Consider the following 22317-nt stretch of genomic DNA (forward strand, 5'->3'; position numbering starts at 1 on the left):
AGGGCCTGTGATGACAAAAACCATTCTGGTGATCGGGACATATGACACCAAAGACGAAGAGCTGCATTATGTGGCTGATCGCATTGAGGCGATGGGCGGCAAGACAGTGTCGATGGATGTGAGCGTTTTGGGGGACCCTTCAAAACCAACGGATGTGTCGAAACATCAGGTGGCGCAGGCGGGTGGTTCTTCTATTCAGGCGGCAATTGACAGCCGCGAGGAAAACATCGCCATGCAGATCATGGCGCAGGGCGCGGCCAAGCTGACAGCGCAAATGCATGCCGAGGGTCGGATGGATGGCATGATTGTGCTGGGTGGCACCATGGGCACGGATCTGGCTCTGGATTGTGCACAGGCCTTGCCGATGGGTGTGCCGAAATATGTTGTCTCAACAGTCAGCTTTTCACCCATCATCCCGACAGAGCGGCTGAGCCCTGATATCCAGATGATCCTCTGGGCAGGGGGGCTGTTTGGCCTGAACTCGGTCTGCAAATCGTCGCTGTCACAGGCGGCGGGGGCGGTGCTGGGGGCTGCTATGGCAGTGGAGAAACTCGAAAAGAAACGCCCGGTCATCGGGATGACCTCACTGGGGTCTTCGTGCCTGAAATACATGAAGCTGCTGCGCGACCCGCTGCTAGAGCGCGGTTTTGAAGTGGCAGTGTTTCATGCCACGGGCATGGGTGGCATGGCGTTTGAAGCGCTGGCACGGCAGGGGTATTTTGCCGCTGTGATGGACTTCTCGCAACAAGAGTTGAGCAATTTGATCGGCGGATCGGTGGTCCATTCTGGCGCGGACCGCCTGACAGGGGCAGGGGCCATGGGCATTCCGCAGATTGTGGCACCGGGTTGCGCAGATTTGATCGACTTTGCAGGCTGGCAAAAGATTCCCGCCGCCTATGCGGACCGCCCGTTTCATGCTCATAACCGTTTGATCAAATCGGCGGCCCTCTCGGGAGAGGAACGGCGCGGCGTTGCCCGCGAAATGGCGCAGCGTCTGGCGGGAGGCAAAGGCCCTGCGCATGTGTTGATGCCCATACAGGGGATTGAGGAGTGGGACAAAGAAGGCGGCCCTGCCCATGATCCCGAGGCTTTGGCCGCTATGGTGGATGAAATGACCAAAGCCGTGCAAGCGCCTGTCGGGCTGAGCCTGCTGGACTGTCACATCAATGACCAAGCCTTCGCAGATGCGGCACTGGCTGTTCTGGATGCTTGGATCACGGAGGGGATAGTAAAGACGACTCTTTAAGCTGCTGACCTTTAAGGTTTTGAAAACGCGGGGTGTGCTGCAGCGGCTTCGCGCACCAGATCGGCGATCTCTTCTAGCTGGGGGGTGAGCGCGGAAGTCTTGCGCCAGATCATTCCGACGGTGCGTTTGGGATGTGGCGCACCCAGCGCAGCGATGCTGACGGTGGCCGAACGCGTTTCAACCGGAATGGCCATTTCGGGGATCAGGGTTACACCGATGCCTGCGCCCACCATCTGCACCAGCGTTGACAGCGATGATCCATCCAGGCCTTCGCGTGGCAACGCATTGCGCATGGAGCAAAAAGACAGTGCCTGATCACGGAAACAATGGCCTTCCTCCAGCAACAACAGCTTCATCTGGCTGAGCGTATCCATATCAGGCACAGGGCGGTCAGCGTCTTGTGGTGGGCGCACCAGAACCATGGCTTCTTCAAACAGTGCAACTTCGGTTAAAGATGGCTCCGAGACAGGCAAGGCAACAATGGCGCAATCCAGTTTTCCTTCGCTCAATTCCTCGATTAGCTTTTGGGTCATGGTTTCGCGTACCATCAGATCAATTTCAGGGTTGGCGGCGGTGATGTGGCCAATGATAGAAGGCAGCAGATAGGGCGCAATTGTTGGGATTACGCCAATACGCAGGCGGTCAAGGGCGGTGTTGCCAGCTCCGCGCGCCATATCTGCCAGCGCCTCTGCTTCGCGTAGAATGATACTGGCGCGTAGGCCGAATTTCTCTCCAAAAGCCGTGAGGCGTATCTGCCGTGCACCGCGTTCAAACAATTGCTGGCCTAAAGCGGCCTCAAGCGCTGCAATCTGCGCGGAGAGGGCGGGTTGCGATATGGCGCAGATATCGGCGGCATTGCCAAAATGGCCGTGACGGGCAAGGGCCTCAAAATATCGGAGCTGTTTAAGCGTAAAATTGATCATAGGCTTAGCTTATCACGGTTATCGGAAAAACAAACTTATAGATATGAGGTAAACTTGTTAGAACCATTCTATAGGGGGGTGCGAATCCCCGCAGGAATTTTATGCATCGGAGAGTAAGCATGGACGGATCGGATAACGGCGAAAAGGGCGGCTGCCCAATGGGTTTTGGCGCAAATAAACAAGCCAATAACAGCGGTCGCGCGAACCATGATTGGTGGCCAAACCAATTGAACCTCAAGATGCTGCACCAGAACCAGCCTGCATCAGACCCGATGGGCGGCGATTTTGATTATGCCGAGGCATTCAAGCAGCTTGATCTGGATGCGTTGAAAGCCGACATTATTGCCTTGATGAAAGACAGCCAAGACTGGTGGCCTGCGGATTACGGCCACTATGGCCCGTTCTTTATCCGCATGGCGTGGCACTCGGCGGGGACATATCGCACGGCGGATGGCCGTGGCGGCTCCACTTCAGGAACACAGCGTTTCGCGCCGCTGAACTCTTGGCCTGACAACGGCAACCTTGATAAAGCGCGCCGCCTTTTGTGGCCGATCAAGCAAAAATACGGCAATAAAATCTCTTGGGCCGATTTGCTGGTTCTGACGGGGAACTGCGCCTTGGAAGACATGGGTTTTAAAACCTTTGGCTTTGGTGGTGGCCGTGTGGACATCTGGGAACCCGAAGATGATATCTATTGGGGCTCTGAGGAAATTTGGCTGGAAGAATCCGGTGGCGAAAACAGCCGCTATTCCGGTGATCGCGATCTGGAAAATCCACTGGCCGCTGTACAGATGGGTCTGATCTATGTGAACCCCGAAGGCCCCGACGGCAATCCTGATCCTGTCGCCTCTGGCCGTGATATTCGCGATACTTTTGGCCGCATGGGCATGAACGACGAAGAAACTGTCGCCCTTGTTGCAGGGGGCCACACCTTTGGTAAGGCGCATGGGGCAGGGGATGCCGCGTTGCTTGGGCCAGAACCAGAAGGCGCACCGATTGAAGCGCAGGGCCTTGGCTGGCTTTCAACCTTCGAGAGCGGCAAAGGCGTGCACGCGATCACTTCTGGCATTGAAGGCGCATGGACCCCGACGCCGATCACTTGGGACATGACATTCTTTGACATGTTGCTGGACAACGAGTGGGAGTTGACCAAATCACCTGCCGGTGCACATCAATGGAAACCAGCGGCGGGCAAGCTGGCAAAAGCTGTGCCTGATGCGCATAGTGACGCAAAACACCCGCCCATGATGACCACAGCGGATATGGCGCTGCGTGAAGACCCTATTTACCTCGCAATCTCCAAAGATTTCCATGCCAACCCAGACAAATTTGCAGACGCTTTTGCACGTGCTTGGTTCAAATTGATCCACCGCGATATGGGCCCTGTTTCGCTGTATCTGGGTAAAGAAGTCCCCACCGAGGAACTGATCTGGCAAGACCCGATCCCAACACCGGATCACGCATTGATCGGGGATGCGGACGTGGCTGAATTGAAAGCGAAAATCCTCGCATCGGGTCTGAGCACAGGTGAACTCGTCTCAACGGCTTGGGCATCTGCCTCAACCTTCCGTGGTTCTGACAAACGCGGCGGTGCCAATGGTGCACGCATTCGTTTGGCACCGATGAAAGATTGGGAAGTCAATGAGCCGGCACAACTAGCCAAAGTTCTGGAGGTATTGGAAGCGATCCGCGCAGATTTCGGCAAGCCTGTTTCGATGGCGGATATGATTGTTCTGGCGGGGACCGCAGCAGTTGAAGCCGCAGCCAAAGCGGGCGGTCATGATGTGACTGTTCCCTTCACGCCGGGCCGTGGCGACGCAAGCCAAAAGCAAACCGATGTGGAGAGCATCGATGTGCTCAAGCCTTTGGTTGATGGTTTCCGCAACTATCAGAGCCGCAACTTTACCATCTCCGCAGAAGAACTGCTGGTGGACCGTGCACAGCTTTTGACACTTACAGCGCCTGAAATGACTGTTCTGGTTGGCGGTTTGCGTGTGTTGGGGGCCAATTTTGGCGCCGCATCGCATGGTGTGTGGACGGATAAACCCGGGACGTTGAGCAATGGTTTCTTTACGGCCCTCATGGAAATGGGTGTTGTCTGGAAGCCAGTCGCAGGTGAGCAGGAAGTCTTTGAGGCACGCGATGTCGCAACTGGCGAGGTCAAACGCACGGGCACACGTGTTGATTTGGTGTTCGGTTCCAACAGTCAGTTGCGCGCATTGGCAGAAGTTTATGCCGCAGGAGACGGTGAGGCCCTGTTTGTAAAGCAGTTCATTGCTGCTTGGGTGAAAGTGATGGAACTTGATCGCTTCGACCTGAAGTAATCCAACCGGACTTAAAAAGAACGCGGCTCCAATCGGGGCCGCGTTTTGCTTTGCTGAAGCCTGACTTAGCTTTCACGAGGTCAGCAGCGTGCGTATCCCATATTGATTAACTGCTTGCCTGAAATACGGAGAAACCCCGAGCGAACATAACGTGCCTGTTGCATAAACCACCTCTCTAGCGAGGGGGGTAAACCTTGCGACATTACACGCGACCAATGTTCAAATGCGTCAGGCGGTAGGGGGCCATTCACGCCTTTCGGCCCGTGAAATCCAAACGATGCTGAGGGGCTGACGCATACAGTAGGTAAGCCAAGGTACATGGTGCACGCTGAATTACATGTGCCATGAATTTCCACTCTTTTTCTTTCACGTCTTAGGCTACGAAGCTCGTGTTGCCGCTGTCCGATTGACCCTCCATAATCGTGTTTAATGATCAAACGGTTCGTCGCCCGCACCTGGGCGAGTGCAGGGCCCGCAAATAAGGTGATGATTACCGCGAAGAGGGTCATTGCAAGTAGCGCCAAGCGCTGTGTCCGTCCATTTAACATCCGCTATCCCAACCAATTGAACACTGAATCTGTTTCATGCAGGATAAACTGCGCGAAGGGTGTTGATATTTAGTTCACAGATGAGGCTGGCGAGGAAAAATGGCGCTTTGGCATGCGCTTACTGTCGCGGGATCGACAAGGTGGTTGGATACGGGCACGGTAAATCTGGCTGCGAATAGTCATTGTGACTTGCAGCATTCAAAAGCTGCTGCGGCGCAACCACATGATTGACAGCATTCTGAAAGAACCGATTTTAGATGGGGGGCCAATGCAGCAGCTTGAGCTGTCGAGTAGGGCGCACGCTCCGGTATATATGCGGGGTGCCAAGGCTGTGCCTTGTCCCCGCATATCGTATTTATAGCAATGCGGGCGCGCTTAGCAGCCTGCTGCGTTGTTTCCGGCCAAGCCGCCTGCAACAGCACCGGAGGCCGTCAGGATGTCTTTGCCAGATCCGCCGCCGAGCTGGTTGCCGACTGCTGCACCAAGTGCCGCGCCTGTTACGGCTGCGCCGACACAGCCAACTTGCCGTTGCTGCTGTGGGCTAGTGGAACAGGCTTGCAAAAGAGCCATGCTTGCGAGGACTGCTGTGATGCCTACTGTTTTCATTTTTATTTACCTTGTTTTGACTGGGCCAGCCGAGCGCGGGCCTACATAAACCAGATAGCTGTCGTCAATTGTACTGACAAGAAGTGCCTGATTACGACGGTGCAGGATAGGCGGCGAAGCGCCAGTGAGTGAAAGGTTTCTTTGCCTGATAGGCGATATTCGAATTTCCATCTCTCTGTGGTGGCGGGGCTCATAGTTAATTTAACATATTGTATTAAATATATATATTTAAATTTTGAAAATTTGTGTCAGGGGGCTGACTACCTGAAAAGAGTCATTTTTTAGGATCACGACTCTGTTTCATATCTGAAACTCTCCGATCAAAGTGTATCCTGCCAGATTCCGTTAAGCTGTATGATTTTTCGTTAAACTTTGTTTCCCAATCATCACCCCTGAGGAAAATGTCAGCTTGATATAAAATAATATCACTAGACTTTTGGCCCCAGTCATCCTCAGCAGTAACAAAGCCGACGTACCTCAAGGCCTCAACGTCTTTCTTTATAATCGAAGTAGGCTTCCACCAGTCTTGCACCAAGGGAGGGGTCAAACGCCTCGGGGAGTGCGCTTGCCAGTCAATTCATTTGGCAAGGTCGCTAAGGAACTGAGAGCGCTGATTTCTTCTTATGTAAGTCCATGCAATAAAACGGCTTATTTTTTGCCCCTGTGCCATTTCGACGACCTTAAAATCCGCAACTTTAGCTTTTCTCAAGATTTTGTAGAGCGGCTGGAGGTTGTCTTTTTTCGACACTAAAGAACTAAACCATAGGCATTGGTCGGCAAAATCCCTGCTTTGTTCGACCATGTTGGCGATAAATTTTATCTCTCCACCCGGATACCAAAGTTCAGCATTTTGACCGCCAAAATTGAGTTTTTGTGACTTTCCCTTACCAAGGTTACTCCACTTGCGTTGGGTGCCTCTATTGGCTTGCTCCATAGAGGCATGGAAAGGTGGGTTGCACAGGGTGACGTGAAACACATCATCTGGCTTGATCACGCCTCTAAGGGTGTTTTCAGGTATATCTTGCCGTCTGAGGGCGATGTTCAGCTTGTTGGTTTCGCAAATCCGTTGTGCCGATTTGATCGCGCCTGCGTCTACATCGACGCCAGTGAAGTCCCAGCCGTATTCACTCTGGCCGATTAGGGGATAGACCAAGCTCGCGCCAGTACCGATGTCTAACACCTTGATATTGGGCCCGCGGGGGATTTCTTGATCATTGTTGTCGGCCAGCAAGTCCGCCAGATAATGGATGTAATCGACACGGCCGGGGATCGGTGGGCATAGATAATCGGCAGGAATATCCCAGAAATCTATGTCATAATATGTCTTTAGCAGCGCTCGGTTAAGCATTCGCACCGCGCCCACGTCTTGGAAGTCGATGGTCGTCCGACCGACAGGATTGCGAGTTGTAAACGCCTCAAGCTCGGGTGACTGCGCCACTAAACGCTCGAAATCGTAACCTTCTCTATGTTGATTGCGAGGGTGCAGCATCGTTTTGGTGGCCATGGGATAGCTGTCCTTAAAGTTGGTAGAGATCACGATCCAAACCGCTCATTGCTCTTAAACCTTCATGTGCAAATAGTAAAATTAATAGGGTGTTGAATTTGGAATGATCGGTTGGGAGGCACGAAGTCGCAGGTCTGAAAACAATAAGTTGAACACCAAGGTGTCTTGCGTGCACAACGCACCTATCGGATTACAAAAGGTGGGGATAACATGGCGAAAGTGGCGATTATTACAGGCGGGCTGTCGGGTATGGGTTTGGCGACGGCTAAACGGTTTATCGCGGATGGCATTACAGTGTGCATTGGTGCGCGGCGCGGGGATGATCCTGCGTCGGTGGCTGAATTACATGAAAAACTGGGCCGGCCTGTACTGGTGGCTGCCCTGGATGTGCGCAACAGTGACAGTGTGGCCGCCTTTGTCGCGCGTGTGATTGCGGCGCATGGCCGCGTGGATATCTTGCTCAATACGGCGGGTGTCTATGAAGAATCTCCGGTGATCGACCATCCAGATGATATGTGGGACGCCCATATTGATACCAATCTGACTGGCACATTCAAAATGATCCGCGCTGTGATGCCTATTATGAAAGCGCAGGGTTGGGGGCGGATCATCAATCTTGCCTCGACCGCCGCCCATGAGGGGCTGGAAAACAACGTGGCCTATTGCACGTCTAAGGCAGGGCTGTTGGGCTTGGGGCGCGTTGTCAGCCTTGAAGGGGCCGCGCATGGGATCACCTGTATCAGCATCAGCCCCACATGGGTTGAAACCGAAATGCTGAAATCCTTTGTGGACGCGGAAACTGCGGAAACGGGCCTGTCACGGGCCGAAATTCAGGCGAAATACAATGCGTCAAACCCGCAAGGGGCCTTGGTGCAGCCTTCCGAGATTGCTGATCTGGTGGCGTTTCTGGCCAGTGACGCAGGGCGTGCGATTACCATGGAAGATATCAAGGTTAACGCGGCGACGAATTGGTAAACCTTGCCTGTACAAGGGCAGCGGGGTCTGCGGCAGTTGCGAAATCGCCATCCATAACCTGCCCCCATGCGGCTTTGGCGTTTGTATGTTCAAACCGTGAGGTTGCCCGCAGCACCAACATATCCGACGCGATCAAAGCCCGCTGGGCATCGGATAACGGCGCGTCACGCAGCCAGTCTTGCGGCGCACAAACGGTAAAATGATCTGGGATCAGAACGGGTGTCACAAAGATGTCTGACCCGTAGTTGTAATATTGCGCGCCAACATTAACTGGCGTCATGCCAACCAGAACCGCCGCCACCTTGTGCACGTCAACCATGCGAAACGTGATCCCCTCCGGCACGGCCTGTAGGTGATTACAGGCGGTCATGATGATCTCGTAGATGTCATGAGGATTAGGCGCGGCTAGATCATACAGCGACGGCAGGCGAAAAATCGCAGCGGGGACTCCAGACGCGATGATCTGCGCCTCGGCGTCGATTTTGGCCGCGCCATAGCCCGAACACCCTTCAAACACTTTGGTCGCGGCTTCGGGGAAGGGACCGCCAGCATCGGGGAACACTGCCGTGGAAGATGTGTAACGCAGATCGGCCTGCGCCTCCGCGCAAAACGCCAAGATATTGCTGATGCCCGTTTGCGACCACTTTTGCGAATGGCTGCGGTCAACCGCTAGATTCACCATCGCCGCGCAGTGGATGACGCTGCGGACACAAGCAGCCAGTTGGAGATAGCTTTGCTGATCCAACCCAAAGCGCGTGTCCTCAAGCGAGGCGGAGATCAGCACCAATCTATCGGGGTCGACCCCATGGGTGGCGGCAATGCGCTGGAGGCGGTCGGCGGAGGCATTACGTTTTTCGCGGATCACACAGTAAATCACCTGATCCTCAGGCAAGGCAGCAGCGGCGGCTTTCAGAACGCTACTGCCTAGAAAACCGGTGGCGCCTGTCAGCAAAATTCCCGTGCGGGTGAACTCTGCCTGAACACTGTCGCGTGTGGCCTCGGACAGCAGATCATGCAGCCGCCCTAAAGGCACGTTCAGGGCAAAGTCGAAATCCACAGGGCAGTTGTAAATCTCCTCAAGCGACAAAAGAAACGTCACCGCCATCAGTGAATCACCGCCCTGATCGCCGAACGACAGGCCGAGATCGAGGGCGTCCACATCACACCCCATGACCTTGGCGGCCTGCGCGAGGGTTGGCAACGCCGTGCCGTCATCGACCTGCGCATCTTGCACATCTATATCTGGCAGGCGTTTGTAGTCGTATTTGCCTGACACAGCGTTGATCGGGATATCATCAAGACGGATAAGATAGCTGGGGATGCAATAGGCGGGCAGGTCTTTGCGCAGGGCCTTGGATAGGGCGGCGGGAATGCGCATTTGGGTCTTATCCAAGCCCCAGTTCTTCGCATTCTGTGCTGCCTGATCCGCGTCGCAAGTGTAATACAGCACCAGCGCGTTGTCTTGGCCCGCGATGGGTTTGATCCACGGCACCCCTTGTTGAAAGCCGATGTAGTCGTGCAATGACTCCGTCAATTCGCGGGTCTGGATGCTGTGGCCGCGCAGCTTGAGCATATGGGCGATGCGCCCAATCACAAACACCGCGCTATTTCTGTCCACATAGCCTTGATCGCCAGTGTCGTACAAACGTGCATCGCGTCCGTCCAGCTTCAGGGTGCGAAACCGCAGCGCCGTTTCCTCGGGGCGGTTGATGTAACCGGGCCCCAACATGTCGGGGCCTTCAAAATGCAGCAAGCCGGGCTGGCCAGCGGGGCAAGGCTGATCGTTGTCATCCAGTACCACGGCCCGCAGATGCGCCATCGGCACACCTACTGAGACGGGACCGCTCTGCGCCTCTCGTGCGGTAACATCGGTGATGCAAATGTCATGGGTTTCGCAAATACTATAGAGGTTCAACAGCGTTACATCAGGCAGTTTGTGGCGCACAGCGGCGATCAGATCATCGCTCACCACTTCGCCGTTCAGGATGATGCGCTGCAACGACAAATCGGGCAGTGCCGTGTTGGGTAAAGCCAGCAGGCTTTTCTCCAGTGCGGACGGCGTGAACAACATCTCTGTCACGCCGGTGCGTTGCCAGAAACGGACCAGCGCCGTCGGGCTCATCAGCTCGTTGAACTGCGCGAAATGTACGCTGGCGCCGTTGCGCAGCGGGCGAAACATCTCCCAGATGGCAAAAATATAGGCACCCACCCGATCATCGGGGCCATATGGGGTGTAGGTATCGCGCCATGCATAGGACAGCGCGGCAGAGATTTGGGTCACAGGAATGCACTTGGGTTTGCCTGTCGTGCCTGATGTCGCAACAATATAAATGATGTCATCGGCAGCCACCTTTGGGGCGATGACAGGACGTGGTGGTGTGGGGCTGAGATCATCAAGCTGCGCAGCCACTTCAATGCGGGTGCAGCTCTGGGGTAATTGGCCTGCGGTAGGGGGCTCGGCCAGAAAAACGGTATTGATTGCCAGTTCTTCCAGAATATTACCCAAAACCTCGTTGGGCATCGCAGGGTCCAGATGTACAAACGGGCGGCCCGAGACGATGCAGGCTGTCACGGCAGCGCCAAAAGCCAGTGAGGGTTTGCCAAATACAGCAACAGGCGCATCGCTGGGCATAAGAGGCTGAAGCTTGCTGATAAAATCCGCTAATTGGCCATAGCTGAGCGCTGCCGCTCTGTCGGCTAAGGCGGGCTTGTCTGAGTGATATTGCAGCGCCTGTGCAATTTGGCTGGGGATATCTAAAAATTCAGTCAAAGTAACAGCCACCCTATCAGCAATCGGTTGCGACGTTATCGCATTGAATTGCGACATTCACTGATGTCTTCGTCTGATCACTCGTGGATTTCAAGGCCAAATTGGCGATGTTGGATAAACCCGTTTCTGACGTGGGTTTGATCTCCGCCATTCCATGAAAGGGCGGAGACTTTTTGCGTGAAAATAACCGAAGCTGCGGATTAGAGGCAATCTGCAAGGGATGCCGCAAGGTTGCGGATGACCTGAGGGTAAAGACCTGCGCCGATTTCCAGATCGGAACCCAAGGGGTCAATCACCGCTGTTTTCGCGTCCGATCCCTCTAGGGTCGTCGCAATGAGGCCGGGATTAAACTGGGGTTCTGCCAGAACGCAATCGATCCCTTCAGAGGCAATTCTGTCGCGGATTTCGGCGATGCGGGCGGGGCTGGGATCAGATGCATCACTGACCGAAATCGCGCCCGAGGCAGGGAAGTTAAAGTCGTTTTCAAAATACTGGTAGGCATCATGAAAAGCGATAAACTTGCCACCGCGCAGCGGCTCTAGCATCCCATTGATTTCGGCGGTCAGGGCAACAATCTCGGCGCGGCCTGCTGCAGCATTTGCAAAGTATGCGCCCGCATTGTCAGGATCTGTGGCAGAGAGTTGTCCCGCGATGATGTTCAGCCAGTTTGATGCGTTTTGGGGTGACAGCCATGCGTGCGGATCATGTTCTCCATGGCCGTGGCCTGCATGGTCATCGTGGTTATCATCGCCTTCATGATCTGCGTGTGCGTCGTGCTCTTCATGCCCATCGTGTTCCGCCTCTTCACCGTGCTCATGCTTTTCAAACAACGCACCTTGGCGGAATTCCAATTCAATTGTGCCATCGGTCTCCAAAAGCTCGGTTACCGCTGCATCAGCGGCCAGAGTCTCCAGCGCGCTTTGCAGCCACGGCGTGATGCCCTCACTAACCCAAAACACCACATCTGCCTCTTGCAAAGCACGCGCTTCGGAGGGGCGTAAGGAGTATTCGTGGGGGCTGGCACCGGATTGAATGATCAAATTCGGGGTCGCGACCCCTTCCATCACCCGCGCAACTAGCGAATGCACGGGGGCGATATCGACAGCAACGCTTGGTGCGTCAGCCAAAACAGTGTTGCCAAGCAGGGCCGCGGCGAAGGAAAGGGGCAGGAGTGTTCTGGACATTGTTGATTCCGTGTGATTGTATAACATTACGGTTTCAGTACGGGAAATGTAATAACATGACAAGTAAATCTTCGGGTGCTTCAACCGATGGCCCTCTGGGCTTTGCACATCACGATCATACAGCTTGTGTGGTGGGTGGCTTGTCCGCGGCTGAAGCACGCTGCGCCGAGGAAGGGCTGCGGTTTACGCCTGTGCGCCGCAAGGTGCTGGAAATTTTGCTGCAAGAACACAGGGCCTTGGGGGCTTATGTTATTCTCGATAAATTGCGCGATGACGGTTTCGGCTCGCAACCCCCCGTTGCTTACCGCGCACTTGATTTTCTGGTCACCCACGGGCTTGCGCATAAAATCGAACGGCTCAATGCGTTTATCGCCTGCGCACATCCCGATGCGATCCACGCGCCTGCTTTTATGATTTGTCGCCTGTGTGATTCCGTCGCGGAAGCACAGTCTGAAATCACGCGCGGTGCTTTGGCATTTGCAGCAAAAGCCACCGGTTTCCAGATTGAGCGCACCGTGGTTGAGGCCGAGGGTGTCTGCCCCGCTTGTGTTGAAAAGGCCCCCGCATGAGCCTGATTGAAGTTCATAACCTCAGCATCCGCTACGGCGGCCACACTGTGCTGTCCAATGTATCCCTGCATGTGGATGCAGGGGAAATCGTTACAATCGTCGGGCCGAATGGTTCGGGTAAAACCAGCCTTTTGCGGGCGATCATTGGGGCTGTGAAGCCGTCAAAGGGGCGGGTCACACAGGGGGCTGATGTTAAATTGGGTTATGTGCCGCAAAAACTGCATATCGACCCGACATTGCCGATGAGCGTTGCGCGGTTTTTGGCGCTGCCAAATGGTGTGGCACCTGCAGCAATAGATGCGGCATTGAAGCAAGCGGGTGTGCCTGATCTTGCCAAGGCACAGATGGCGCGCCTGTCGGGTGGGCAGTTCCAGCGGGTTTTGTTGGCACGTGCATTGATCGGCAAGCCGCAAATATTGCTGCTCGATGAGGCAACGCAGGGGCTTGATCAACCCGGTTCTGCCGCGTTTTACCAGCAAATCGATACAGTGCGTCGCCAGACGGGCTGCGCCGTTTTGATGATCAGCCACGAATTGCACGTGGTGATGAGCGCCTCGGATCGGGTGATCTGTCTGAACGGTCATGTCTGTTGCGAAGGCACGCCCGAGGTCGTGGCCTCCGCGCCAGAGTATCGCGCATTATTCGGTTCTGGCACACTGGGCGCGTTGGCTCTTTATCGCCACGATCACGACCATGACCACGATCACAATCATGATGCGCTGGGCGCATGCTCCCACTCCCCCACAGAGGCTGTCGAATAATGCTGGACGATTTTATGGTGCGTGCCACGCTTGCTGGTGTTGGCGTGGCGTTTGCAGCGGCCCCTTTGGGGTGCTTTGTTGTTTGGCGGCGCATGGCCTATTTTGGCGACGCCACGGCGCATGCTTCGATTTTGGGCATCGCCCTGTCGCTGGCCTTGTCGATCTCGGTTTTTGCGGGGACGATGCTTGTTGCGTTGATCATGGCGCTCACGGTGAACATGCTCACGGGACGTGGCTATGCCATGGACACGCTTTTGGGCGTAATGGCGCATTCGGCGCTGGCTTTTGGGCTGGTGGCGGTGTCGTTCCTGTCGGGTATTCGCATTGATCTTATGGCGTATCTATTTGGTGACATTCTGGCTGTGTCGCGCGTTGATCTGTCAGTGATCTGGGGCGGAGCGGCGCTTGTTGTGGCGCTGATTGGGTGGCGCTGGTCGGATTTATTAACTGCAACGCTGAACGAGGATCTGGCCTATGCCAGCGGGATTAACCCCAAGCGCGAGCAACTTGTCCTGACGCTGGCGCTGGCCATTACTGTCGCTGTTGCGATCAAAGTTGTCGGCGTTTTGCTGATCGCTGCGATGCTGATTATTCCTGCCGCCGCTGCAAGACCGCTGAGCCGTACACCCGAAGGCATGGCCATGGTTGCGGCAGGTATTGGCAGTGTCTCGGCTTTGGTCGGGTTGCGGGCTGCTTATGTGTTGGATACTCCTGCGGGGCCGTCAATTGTCTGTGTCGCGGCCCTGATCTTTGCCGCGCTTAGCATCGTTGGGAGCCTGCGCTCCTCAAGCCAGTAACATTAGTCGCGCAGGGTATAACAAGACTGTGTTTCGTAATTTCCCAAATTCTATGGTTGGGTGCTGTGTGCCGCTTCCGCAATGTAATCGGGATAGGGGCGTCACACCGTAATCCATAGAATAGAAGGCTGGCGCAGTCATGCACGACAAGAAGATATCGCTCTCCCTCCTGATACTCCGCCTCAGTATAGGTGCTTTTTTCGGGGTGTGGAGCTCGCTTAAATTCTATCGCCCTGAATGGTTTGAAAACGTTTTTAAAAACGCTTACGGTCTTGAATTCGTCACGAGTCACATGGGGACGGCGGTGGGCATCGTCCAAGTGGTGATCGTTGTGGCCTTTGTTCTCGGATTTATGCGCAGCCTGAGCTATGCAGTATTGGCTTTGATGCAGGCCGCCGGTGTGTTGGCATCAATTCCGAACCTCATCAATTTTACTCAATACCCCAATAACTTGATGTGGGCCGCAGTTCCCGCCTTGGGAGCGGCGATTGCGCTGTTCTTACTGCGTGAGTATGACACCTATACAATCGACGGATGGCGCAAAGCACGTGTAAAGGCGTAAATACTGCCGCTAGCAGAGCACTAGATTTGCTTGGCCGAACTGCGCAGCATTGTTTCGCCGAATCCCTGCAGTGGTAGATTCGACTGATGTTTCTTCACATGATATGCGGCTTACACTGTGATGCCTCGCCGTTTGGAAGCGGTGAGATGGGTTCAGCATTGCTCTTGGCGAGCTTTCACGAACTAAATTGATGATTTTAGTGTAAACTTATGTATTTCACCTGCGTCTATGTTTATGCTTTTTTGAGTTCTGGAGGAAACACAGAACGTAATGGGCTTGATGCCCTTAAGGGAGACTTTTTATGTTACATCACTTGAACACCAAATTTGTTGGCTTGCTCGGTGCTACGACGCTGGTCGCAATGAGCTTTGCTACGCCGTCGGTGGCGCAGACACAATTGTCAATCGCAACAGGCGGCACAGGCGGGACCTATTATCCTGTTGGCGGTGGCTTGGCTGAAGTTGTGAACAAACACATCGAGGGCTATTCCGCGACTGCAGAAGTAACAGGCGCATCCGTCGAGAACATGGGTTTGATCGCGACGGGCGATGCGGATCTTGCGATTGCTTTGGCGGATACTGTTGCACAGGCATATACTGGGACAGGCAAATTTGAGGGCCAGCAACTGTCGATGGTTCGTGGTCTGACGTCGCTTTATGCCAACATGGTGCACATCGTGGCGCTTGAAAGCAGCGGCATTACATCGCTGGCAGATATCAAAGGTAAACGCGTCTCTGTTGGGGCACCTGGTTCAGGCACTGAGGTGAATACGCAAGCAATCCTTGAGGCAAATGGTATCTCTTATGATGATATCGACGAGCAGCGGCTCAACTTTAACGAGACGGCTGATGCGCTTGCGAATGGCGATATTGACGTTGGTTTTTGGTCCGTTGGCGCACCTACGTCCTCCATTCTGAACCTTGCGACTACTCAAGATATTGTCGTCATTTCGTTGACCGAAGCGGAGTTGACAGCAGCGATGGAAGCCAATGCGACCTTTGCTAAAACGACACTTCCAGGCAACAGCTATAATGGTGTGACCGCAGATGTCACCGTATTGGGTATTCCAAACGTTCTGACCGTGTCTTCCGAGATGTCTGACGATCTGGCGTATTCGCTGACAAAAACAATCTTTGAGAACATCAAAGAATTGCAGGCCATTCATCCTGCGACGAATGAGACAACTGTCGAATTCACACTCTCCGCGACACCAATCCCGCTGCATGCGGGTGCGCTTCGTTATTACGACGAAATCGGTGCCGAAGTACCGGACGATCTACGCGAGTGAGACGACTAGTGAGGGGAGGGCTTCTGGCCCTCCTTTTCGCGCTTTGCGCGGGAATGAGCCAAGCTGACCAACTGGTTGCCAGCCGTGAAGACGGGAGCGAGATCACCCGCCTGTCAGTGCCGCAAGGCACCGGATGGTGTGTTTTGTGGCGTCATTCTGTCAAAGGTTTTGAGGTTTCGGATTGCTACGAAAACCGGGCAGGGCATATGGTTTTGGTGAAGTCGCATCTCCCTGATTTTGCCGCAGGGCTAGGGCATATCCCCGGTCGAGGCCGTCAGGTTTCGGATGGACAGGGCGGTTATTTTATTCTCGACATCGACGAGCCCGTTCCGGGGGATGCCTATGTGTTGCGTCCGGGATTGGGCCCCGTTGATCATCGCCTGCAAGTGGGGGATACGGTTGTATCGCTCTCTGCCGTGGCACCCCGCGAACGTGTGCGGATCGCACTGATAAGGAATACCGAATAATGGTAACTGACACTGAACTTCCCTCAAATGAGGCGCAGCAGCCATGGATTGTGCTGCGCGCAATTGCGGTCATCGGCATCGCGCTATCGCTGTTCCAGCTTTACGCGGCCGGAGTGCAACCCTTGGGGCTGTTTTTCCAGCGTCCCATTCATCTGGGGTTCATTCTTGTTCTGTGTTTTTTGATCTATCCGGTTTTTGGCCCGAACAAGCGGCGCGGAGTGTTTGGCTGGCTTATTGATGGTGCTTTGATCATTTGTGGTATTCTTGCTGGTGCATGGGTGCCGATGAACATCGATATCATCGCCAATCAGATTTTCCCGCGCAACATCGACGTTTTTATGGGTGTCCTGACGATTCTTGTCGTTTTGGAAGGCGCACGGCGGGCCGTGGGCCTTGGCATGACGCTTATCGGTGCATTTTTTATTGCTTATGCTTTTGCAGGCGGTCGAGGAGAATTGCCGTTCCTTGCGGATTGGATGCCCGGTATTATGAACCACCGTGGGTATACGCTTGAGCGGGTGGCCAGCCAGATGACACTGGGGGCTGAAGGCATTTTTGGCATCCCGCTGGGTGTGGCTGCAACTTTTGTGTTTATTTTTGTGCTCTTTGGCGCCTTCCTTGAGGCGACGGGCGCGGGCAAGTTCTTTATCGATCTGGCCTATGCGGCCACGGGTCGGCAGCGGGGCGGCCCTGCTAAAGCGGCAGTTATTGCAAGCGCGGGCATGGGCTCGATCTCGGGATCGGCCATCGCCAACGTGGTCACAACAGGTGCGTTCACCATTCCGCTGATGAAAAAGCTGGGTTACCGCCCCGCACAAGCTGGTGGTATTGAGGCTGCGGCCTCAACGGGGGGGCAGATTATGCCGCCACTGATGGGGGCAGGCGCCTTCTTGATGAGCGAGTTCACCCGCGTCCCCTATGTACAAATCGTCCTTGTCTCGATTTTTCCGGCTGTGCTGTATTTCGGGACTGTATATCTGTTGGTTCATATCGCTGCCGTAAAACAGGGTATGAAGGGGCTAGAGATAAAAGACCTGCCCAATGTGCGGGATGTGCTGGCCGAAGGTTGGCATTTCCTTCTGCCGTTGGTGGCGCTGATTGTCTTGCTTGTGGCTGGCTATTCACCGATGCGCGTGGGCTTTTACGCCATCTTGTCAATCCTCGCGGCGGCTTCGGCACGGGCGTTGTGGCGCTTTGCGACGACGGGCCCTACCGCAGATAAATTTGCAGCCATGTGTAAAAGCGGGATCAAAATCGTCCTCAATTCACTTGAGTTGGGCGCGCGCAACGCCGTTGCGGTTTCCATGGCCTGCGCCGTTGCGGGTATCGTGGTTGGCGTGGTTGGCTTGACAGGGCTTGGGCTCAAGTTCTCGGCAATGATGATCGCGTTTTCAGGTGGCAATATCGTGCTGGCATTGATCCTCGTGTTGCTGGCCAGCCTGATCCTTGGAATGGGATTACCTGTTACCGCGGCCTATATCGTTTTGATCATCCTTGTGGGTCCAGCCTTGACCGAGCAGTTTGGCGTGCCTGTATTGATAGCGCATTTGGTTGTGTTCTGGTACTCTCAAGACAGCAACGTGACGCCCCCTGTTGCGCTTGCGGGTTTTGCAGGTGCGGCGATCGCAGGATCAAAGCCGATGGAGACCAGTTTTCAGGCATGGAAATACGCAAAAGGCCTGTATCTGATCCCGCTGTTTATGGTTTTCAACGAAGAGATCATCATGGGCGGGCCGATCCCGATTGTCCTGTGGAGCGGGGCCATTGCCATTCTGGGGCTGGTGGCCTTTGCCGCTGCGTTGGAGGGCTTTTTATGGGCACCAATGCCGATCTGGATGCGGGTTCTTTTGGTGCCGGGTGTCATCTGCTTGTTCTGGCCAGACTTTACTGTCGAAGTTGTGGGAACCGTGTTGATCGGCGTGTTGCTGACGTTGAACTGGTTGCAGTCGCGTGACCAAAGCAAACTTCAACAAAGCTGAGGCGACGACGGGCTTTGAAGTAGCAATGGGGCGGCGGTTGGAAACAACCCCGCCCTTTTTTGATTGCGAGGCTGACGGCAGCAACGGGTGGCGTCACCGCGTATATACAAAGGCCCTGCCGCCCATGTCGCACTGGAAGTTTTGAAGGGAGCGTGAAAATTCGGTGCGATAGTTAAGGCAGATCAAGCTGGATAGACAAACCTCAAAATCCTCTCGCGGACCAAATTCAATATTCTTGACCGGTTTCACTACCTGTGCCAGCGTTAAAGAAACGAGGTCCCGCTTGTTTTTGAGATGCCTACGCTCCAAATGCAGTGTCTCGCGATTTAAACAGGCCCACTTGTTTACCTTATTATCTGGAGGACCACGCTTTGACATCCGATACCTCGCCTATGCCTTCCCCCATATTGCCCGCCGCAGATCCAAAATGGCTTTCATTACATAGTGAAGAAATCTTGGAGCCTGACCTGCAAATAGTGGATGCACATCACCACTTGTGGGACCTCCCACGATTGCCACGATACCTTCAGGATGAGCTGGCGGCTGATCTGTGTGCTGGCCACAATGTGATTGCGACAGTTTACATGGAATGTACTGAGGCCTATCGAAAAGACGGCCCCGAAAGGTTGCGATCTCTTGGCGAAACAGAATTTGTGGCTGATTTCGCGCGTGCAGCAGCAAATGGACCCGCCTCAAAAAAGGGTGTTTGCAAAGGCATAGTGGGTAGAGCCGATCTGATGGAAGGGGCCAGTGTCGAAGAGGTGTTATTGATGCACCAAGAGGTGGGCCAAGGACTATGGCGTGGCATTCGGCAGTCAACCGTCCATGACATAACGGGTACAGTGCGCACCACTGCACGCACCCCACCAGCGGGTGTTTTACTGGAGCCAAAGTTTCGCGAAGGCTTTGAGCGCCTAGTCGCTCTCGGTATGTCGTTTGACAGTTGGATTTACCACACTCAGCTTAAGGAACTCACAAGCCTTGCCAGAGAATTTCCAGACGCGAATATCATCCTTGATCATGTAGGGGGGGTCATCGGCTCAGGAGCATATGAGGGCAAGAGAGACGAGGTTTTTGCCGGTTGGAAAGCAGACATTTATGAGCTTGCTGCGTCCACGAATGTGTCCTGTAAGCTTGGCGGTTTGGGAATGAAACTAGGTGGTTTCGGTTTTGAGACGCGAGAAAGGCCGCCAACCTCAGAGGAACTTGCCAAGGCGTGGCGCCCGTATATCGAAACCTGCATTGATGCCTTTGGCCCGTCACGCTGCATGTTTGAGAGTAATTTTCCGGTAGACATGGTGACTTGCACTTATCCCGTGTTGTGGAACGCATTTAAGCGGATCGCTTCGGGGTATAGCGCGGATGAAAAAAGGATGCTTTTTGCAGGAACTGCGCAACGCGTCTACTCTGTCTAATGTCCACGCGTTCTTAAAGTGTTCACCGAATAACGTATGGTGCCGATGTAGCGCATTTTCCAAGCCTTTCTGGTGGTTGCATATCATCAGGAAACGGAAATGGCTGAGTAGACCCGCCTGAAGAAAGTCACTCGGGCCTGTCAATGTCATGGCAAACACTGCTTGCGTGAGATCGGGATGGAACCGTCATAAGACCATCCAAAATCCCATCAAAATCAATTCGGATTTCTGGCACGTTCTGAAAATGGTGACCTTGTTGAATGTTATCTCATCAGGCATGGTTTGAAAACGATTGGTGCATTTGCGTGGAGCTGACTTTGAGTTTTTTTTCGATCACATCAGTTCCAAAGCTGGGATGGAGTTCGCCCAAAGCGTTCACCCTGAAGCCACCTTTGAAATCTGTCGTATTCCTAGTCATTGGATTGGTGATATTTGGCCTTGGCGAAGCATTGCTTATCACAGCGGGCGTTGGGGTTAGCCCTTGGACCGTTTTCGCGGAAGGCGTGACCTATTTAACAGGGTGGAGCCTTGGCTTTGCGACCTTTGTTATCAGTGTAATGGTTTTGGTCTTGTGGATTCCCCTCAGGCGGGTGCCGGGTATTGGAACCATTCTTAATGCGGTCATTATCGCCTTGGTACTGGAATTCATACTGCCCTTGTTACCGACATTCGAGAGCTATATCGCGAATGTCATTTTGGCGATGGTCGGGGTTTTGGTCACGGGGTTTGGAGGTGCGATATATCTGATCGCGAACTTAGGACCGGGCCCCAGAGATGGTCTCATGACGGGGCTTCAATCTGTCACAAACCTTCCCATAGCTGTGGTGCGCACGTTTCTTGAGGTCACGGTTGTTTTAATCGGTTGGATGTTGGGTGGTACGCTTGGCTTAGGCACGGTTTTCTTTGCCTTGGGGATTGGACCAGCCGTCGCAATCGGGATGCAAGCCATACAATATTGCAGCGCCAAGCACTGATATCACTGGGGCTATAGGTAGGTTGTCGTGGTCCCTGCGTTGATCAATTTGATCCGCCTAAACTGCTGGACGTGTCTCAAGAGTGTCAGGTGAATAACATCCCATTTCGCGTTGGCCCGTCTGAACAAGACTTGTTTATGTGGGCTTCATTTGCAAAATGCCCCTATGGATGAAAAACTCACATTGACGGGTCAATCCCCCCAGCGGGCCGAGCTTGAAGCGATCAGTAAGTCAGGCACCACAGCGGTGCTGGAAGATTGCGATCTTACGGAACTAAACCTCTCGGATATCGACCTGTCCGGATGGCAATTCGTGCGTTGCAGTCTGGCTCACGCGTCTCTTAACGGCGCAAGGCTGGACGAAGCTAGATTCATCAATTGCCGAGCCGCAAGCAGTAGCTTTGTTGGCTCCAGCCTAATGGAAACAGTGATAGAGGGCGGCGATTTCAGCAACACCAGCTTTAAGGGGGCTATGCTTACGGACACTAAGATCGCTCACTGCAAGATGATAGGCGCTGATTTTACAGATGCACGTGTATTGGACCTGTCGTTCGAAGGGGTGTTGTTGGTCCTTGCCGTTCTACCCAGATTTTCATTTCGTAAAATGACACTCAAGGAGGTTGATTTTAGCGAAGCTGACCTGAGGGGGTGTGATTTCAGGGGGGCTGTCTTTGAGGAGTGTTCCCTCCGTGATGCGCATCTTCCGGAATGCCGTTTTGAGGGCGCTGATCTGCGCGGCGCTGATTTGGGTGGCGTCAAGCTCACTGATGCTCGGCTTTTTAAGGGGGCTATAATCTCAAAGCGCCAAGCCGCCGCTCTTCTGAGCCAGCTTGGCCTACAGGTACTTTAGAATACCCACGACGGCTTTGAGTTAATCATCAGTGCGTTCTGCCGGTGTTGCAACAACTGGGCGCGGAGAGGCACAGGTTACTGCTCAAGTAAGTCTATAACGGCGTCCGCACCAGCGGGGCTTGAAATTGCGATGGCTAAGGGGGCCGCGCCATCAAGCGCGTTATGAGGCTTTTCCAAAAAACGCATGATCAATGCGCTGTTCCCGTCGTAAATCCTGTCGGCAACAACATAAGCGCGCGCAAAGTCGTAGAGTATTTGGCTTTTTGCCGGGCTGAGAGGGGTATTTTTAAGCTTTGCTTGGCGGAGCGCTCTTTCTGGAATGATTTTGATCGTCGCCTGCGCATCTATTGTTTGCAAAATACTATCCATGGATGTCGCGGGTAAGCCGTCTGCGACTTGGGTATTAAGCGCCGCAGAGCTGTCAATTTCCTCGCCCAATCCCAAAAGCTCTGAGACTCTGGCGTCTTGGGTCGTGCGCGTGAGGTTTCTGGTCATAGAATGTCTCCCTTTGACTGCGGGCCTGACAGCTATGGCGTTACATCACAACCCGTTCTCAAATGAAATGTCCCAGTCC

19 protein-coding genes are annotated in these 22317 nt (G+C 54.1%); 13 read left to right on the forward strand and 6 right to left on the reverse strand.

Features of this window, described 5'->3' with window-relative positions; translation table 11 throughout:
* Positions 1-10: 10 nt before the first annotated feature.
* The gene (locus GGR95_RS16455; protein WP_184567801.1) at positions 11-1246 is read left to right on the forward strand and encodes a Tm-1-like ATP-binding domain-containing protein; all 1236 of its coding nucleotides are present in this window, start codon (positions 11-13) and stop codon (positions 1244-1246) included.
* 11 nt (positions 1247-1257) lie between these two features.
* Here the strand turns inward: GGR95_RS16455 and GGR95_RS16460 are convergent, their stop codons facing one another.
* Positions 1258-2169, reverse strand: coding sequence for a hydrogen peroxide-inducible genes activator (locus GGR95_RS16460; RefSeq protein WP_184567803.1), 912 nt, complete (start codon positions 2167-2169; stop codon positions 1258-1260).
* 119 nt (positions 2170-2288) lie between these two features.
* Here GGR95_RS16460 and katG point away from each other — a divergent pair, with 119 nt between their 5' ends.
* Positions 2289-4493, forward strand: a complete 2205-nt coding sequence (gene katG, locus GGR95_RS16465; RefSeq protein WP_184567805.1) for a catalase/peroxidase HPI — start codon at positions 2289-2291, stop codon at positions 4491-4493.
* Positions 4494-5416: 923 nt separating this feature from the next.
* Here the strand turns inward: katG and GGR95_RS16470 are convergent.
* Both GGR95_RS16470 and rlmF read right to left on the reverse strand, forming a co-directional pair.
* Complete coding sequence (locus GGR95_RS16470) at positions 5417-5647, reverse strand: glycine zipper 2TM domain-containing protein (RefSeq protein ID WP_184567807.1); 231 nt, start codon at positions 5645-5647, stop codon at positions 5417-5419.
* A gap of 577 nt (positions 5648-6224) precedes the next feature.
* Complete coding sequence (gene rlmF / locus GGR95_RS16475) at positions 6225-7151, reverse strand: 23S rRNA (adenine(1618)-N(6))-methyltransferase RlmF (protein WP_184567809.1); 927 nt, start codon at positions 7149-7151, stop codon at positions 6225-6227.
* Positions 7152-7361: 210 nt separating this feature from the next.
* On the opposite strand from rlmF, the gene GGR95_RS16480 reads away from it, so the two are divergent.
* Complete coding sequence (locus GGR95_RS16480; protein WP_184567811.1) at positions 7362-8126, forward strand: SDR family NAD(P)-dependent oxidoreductase; 765 nt, start codon at positions 7362-7364, stop codon at positions 8124-8126.
* Here the strand turns inward: GGR95_RS16480 and GGR95_RS16485 are convergent.
* Positions 8104-10896 (reverse strand): AMP-binding protein, encoded by a 2793-nt coding sequence (locus GGR95_RS16485; RefSeq protein WP_246423429.1) that lies wholly within the window; start codon positions 10894-10896, stop codon positions 8104-8106. The genes GGR95_RS16480 and GGR95_RS16485 overlap by 23 nt on opposite strands.
* A 200-nt stretch (positions 10897-11096) precedes the next feature.
* Positions 11097-12080: a zinc ABC transporter substrate-binding protein gene (locus tag GGR95_RS16490; RefSeq protein WP_184567815.1), complete on the reverse strand. Its 984-nt coding sequence runs from the start codon at positions 12078-12080 to the stop codon at positions 11097-11099.
* 56 nt (positions 12081-12136) lie between these two features.
* On the opposite strand from GGR95_RS16490, the gene GGR95_RS16495 reads away from it, so the two are divergent.
* The 10 genes from GGR95_RS16495 to GGR95_RS16540 all read left to right on the forward strand — a co-directional run bounded on the left by GGR95_RS16495 (position 12137) and on the right by GGR95_RS16540 (position 21741).
* Positions 12137-12649 carry a helix-turn-helix domain-containing protein gene (locus GGR95_RS16495; protein WP_184567817.1) on the forward strand — a complete coding sequence of 171 codons (513 nt, stop codon included), beginning with the start codon at positions 12137-12139 and terminating at the stop codon, positions 12647-12649.
* Positions 12646-13410 (forward strand): metal ABC transporter ATP-binding protein, encoded by a 765-nt coding sequence (locus GGR95_RS16500; protein WP_184567819.1) that lies wholly within the window; start codon positions 12646-12648, stop codon positions 13408-13410. Before GGR95_RS16495 ends, GGR95_RS16500 begins: the two co-directional genes overlap by 4 nt.
* Complete coding sequence (locus tag GGR95_RS16505) at positions 13410-14207, forward strand: metal ABC transporter permease (RefSeq protein WP_184567821.1); 798 nt, start codon at positions 13410-13412, stop codon at positions 14205-14207. The genes GGR95_RS16500 and GGR95_RS16505 overlap by 1 nt, the downstream gene beginning before the upstream one ends.
* Positions 14208-14346: 139 nt before the next feature.
* Positions 14347-14769 (forward strand): DoxX protein, encoded by a 423-nt coding sequence (locus GGR95_RS16510; protein ID WP_184567823.1) that lies wholly within the window; start codon positions 14347-14349, stop codon positions 14767-14769.
* A gap of 301 nt (positions 14770-15070) precedes the next feature.
* Positions 15071-16057, forward strand: a complete 987-nt coding sequence (locus GGR95_RS16515; protein WP_184567825.1) for a TAXI family TRAP transporter solute-binding subunit — start codon at positions 15071-15073, stop codon at positions 16055-16057.
* Between the two features lie 53 nt (positions 16058-16110).
* On the forward strand, positions 16111-16524 hold the full coding sequence (locus GGR95_RS16520; protein ID WP_184567826.1) for a DUF1850 domain-containing protein: 414 nt from the start codon (positions 16111-16113) through the stop codon (positions 16522-16524).
* Entirely contained in the window at positions 16524-18503 is a 1980-nt protein-coding gene (locus GGR95_RS16525; protein ID WP_184567828.1) for a TRAP transporter permease, read from the forward strand. Before GGR95_RS16520 ends, GGR95_RS16525 begins: the two co-directional genes overlap by 1 nt.
* Before the next feature lie 392 nt (positions 18504-18895).
* Complete coding sequence (locus GGR95_RS16530; protein ID WP_184567830.1) at positions 18896-19918, forward strand: amidohydrolase family protein; 1023 nt, start codon at positions 18896-18898, stop codon at positions 19916-19918.
* Positions 19919-20235: 317 nt separating this feature from the next.
* Positions 20236-20892 (forward strand): membrane protein YczE, encoded by a 657-nt coding sequence (yczE, locus tag GGR95_RS16535; RefSeq protein WP_184567832.1) that lies wholly within the window; start codon positions 20236-20238, stop codon positions 20890-20892.
* Between the two features lie 165 nt (positions 20893-21057).
* Complete coding sequence (locus GGR95_RS16540) at positions 21058-21741, forward strand: pentapeptide repeat-containing protein (protein ID WP_184567834.1); 684 nt, start codon at positions 21058-21060, stop codon at positions 21739-21741.
* Between the two features lie 77 nt (positions 21742-21818).
* Here the strand turns inward: GGR95_RS16540 and GGR95_RS16545 are convergent, their stop codons facing one another.
* Positions 21819-22238, reverse strand: a complete 420-nt coding sequence (locus GGR95_RS16545; protein ID WP_184567835.1) for an antitoxin Xre/MbcA/ParS toxin-binding domain-containing protein — start codon at positions 22236-22238, stop codon at positions 21819-21821.
* Between the last annotated feature and the right edge of the window lie 79 nt (positions 22239-22317).

The sequence above is a fragment of the Sulfitobacter undariae genome (assembly GCF_014196805.1).
Taxonomy (GTDB): Bacteria; Pseudomonadota; Alphaproteobacteria; order Rhodobacterales; family Rhodobacteraceae; genus Sulfitobacter; species Sulfitobacter undariae.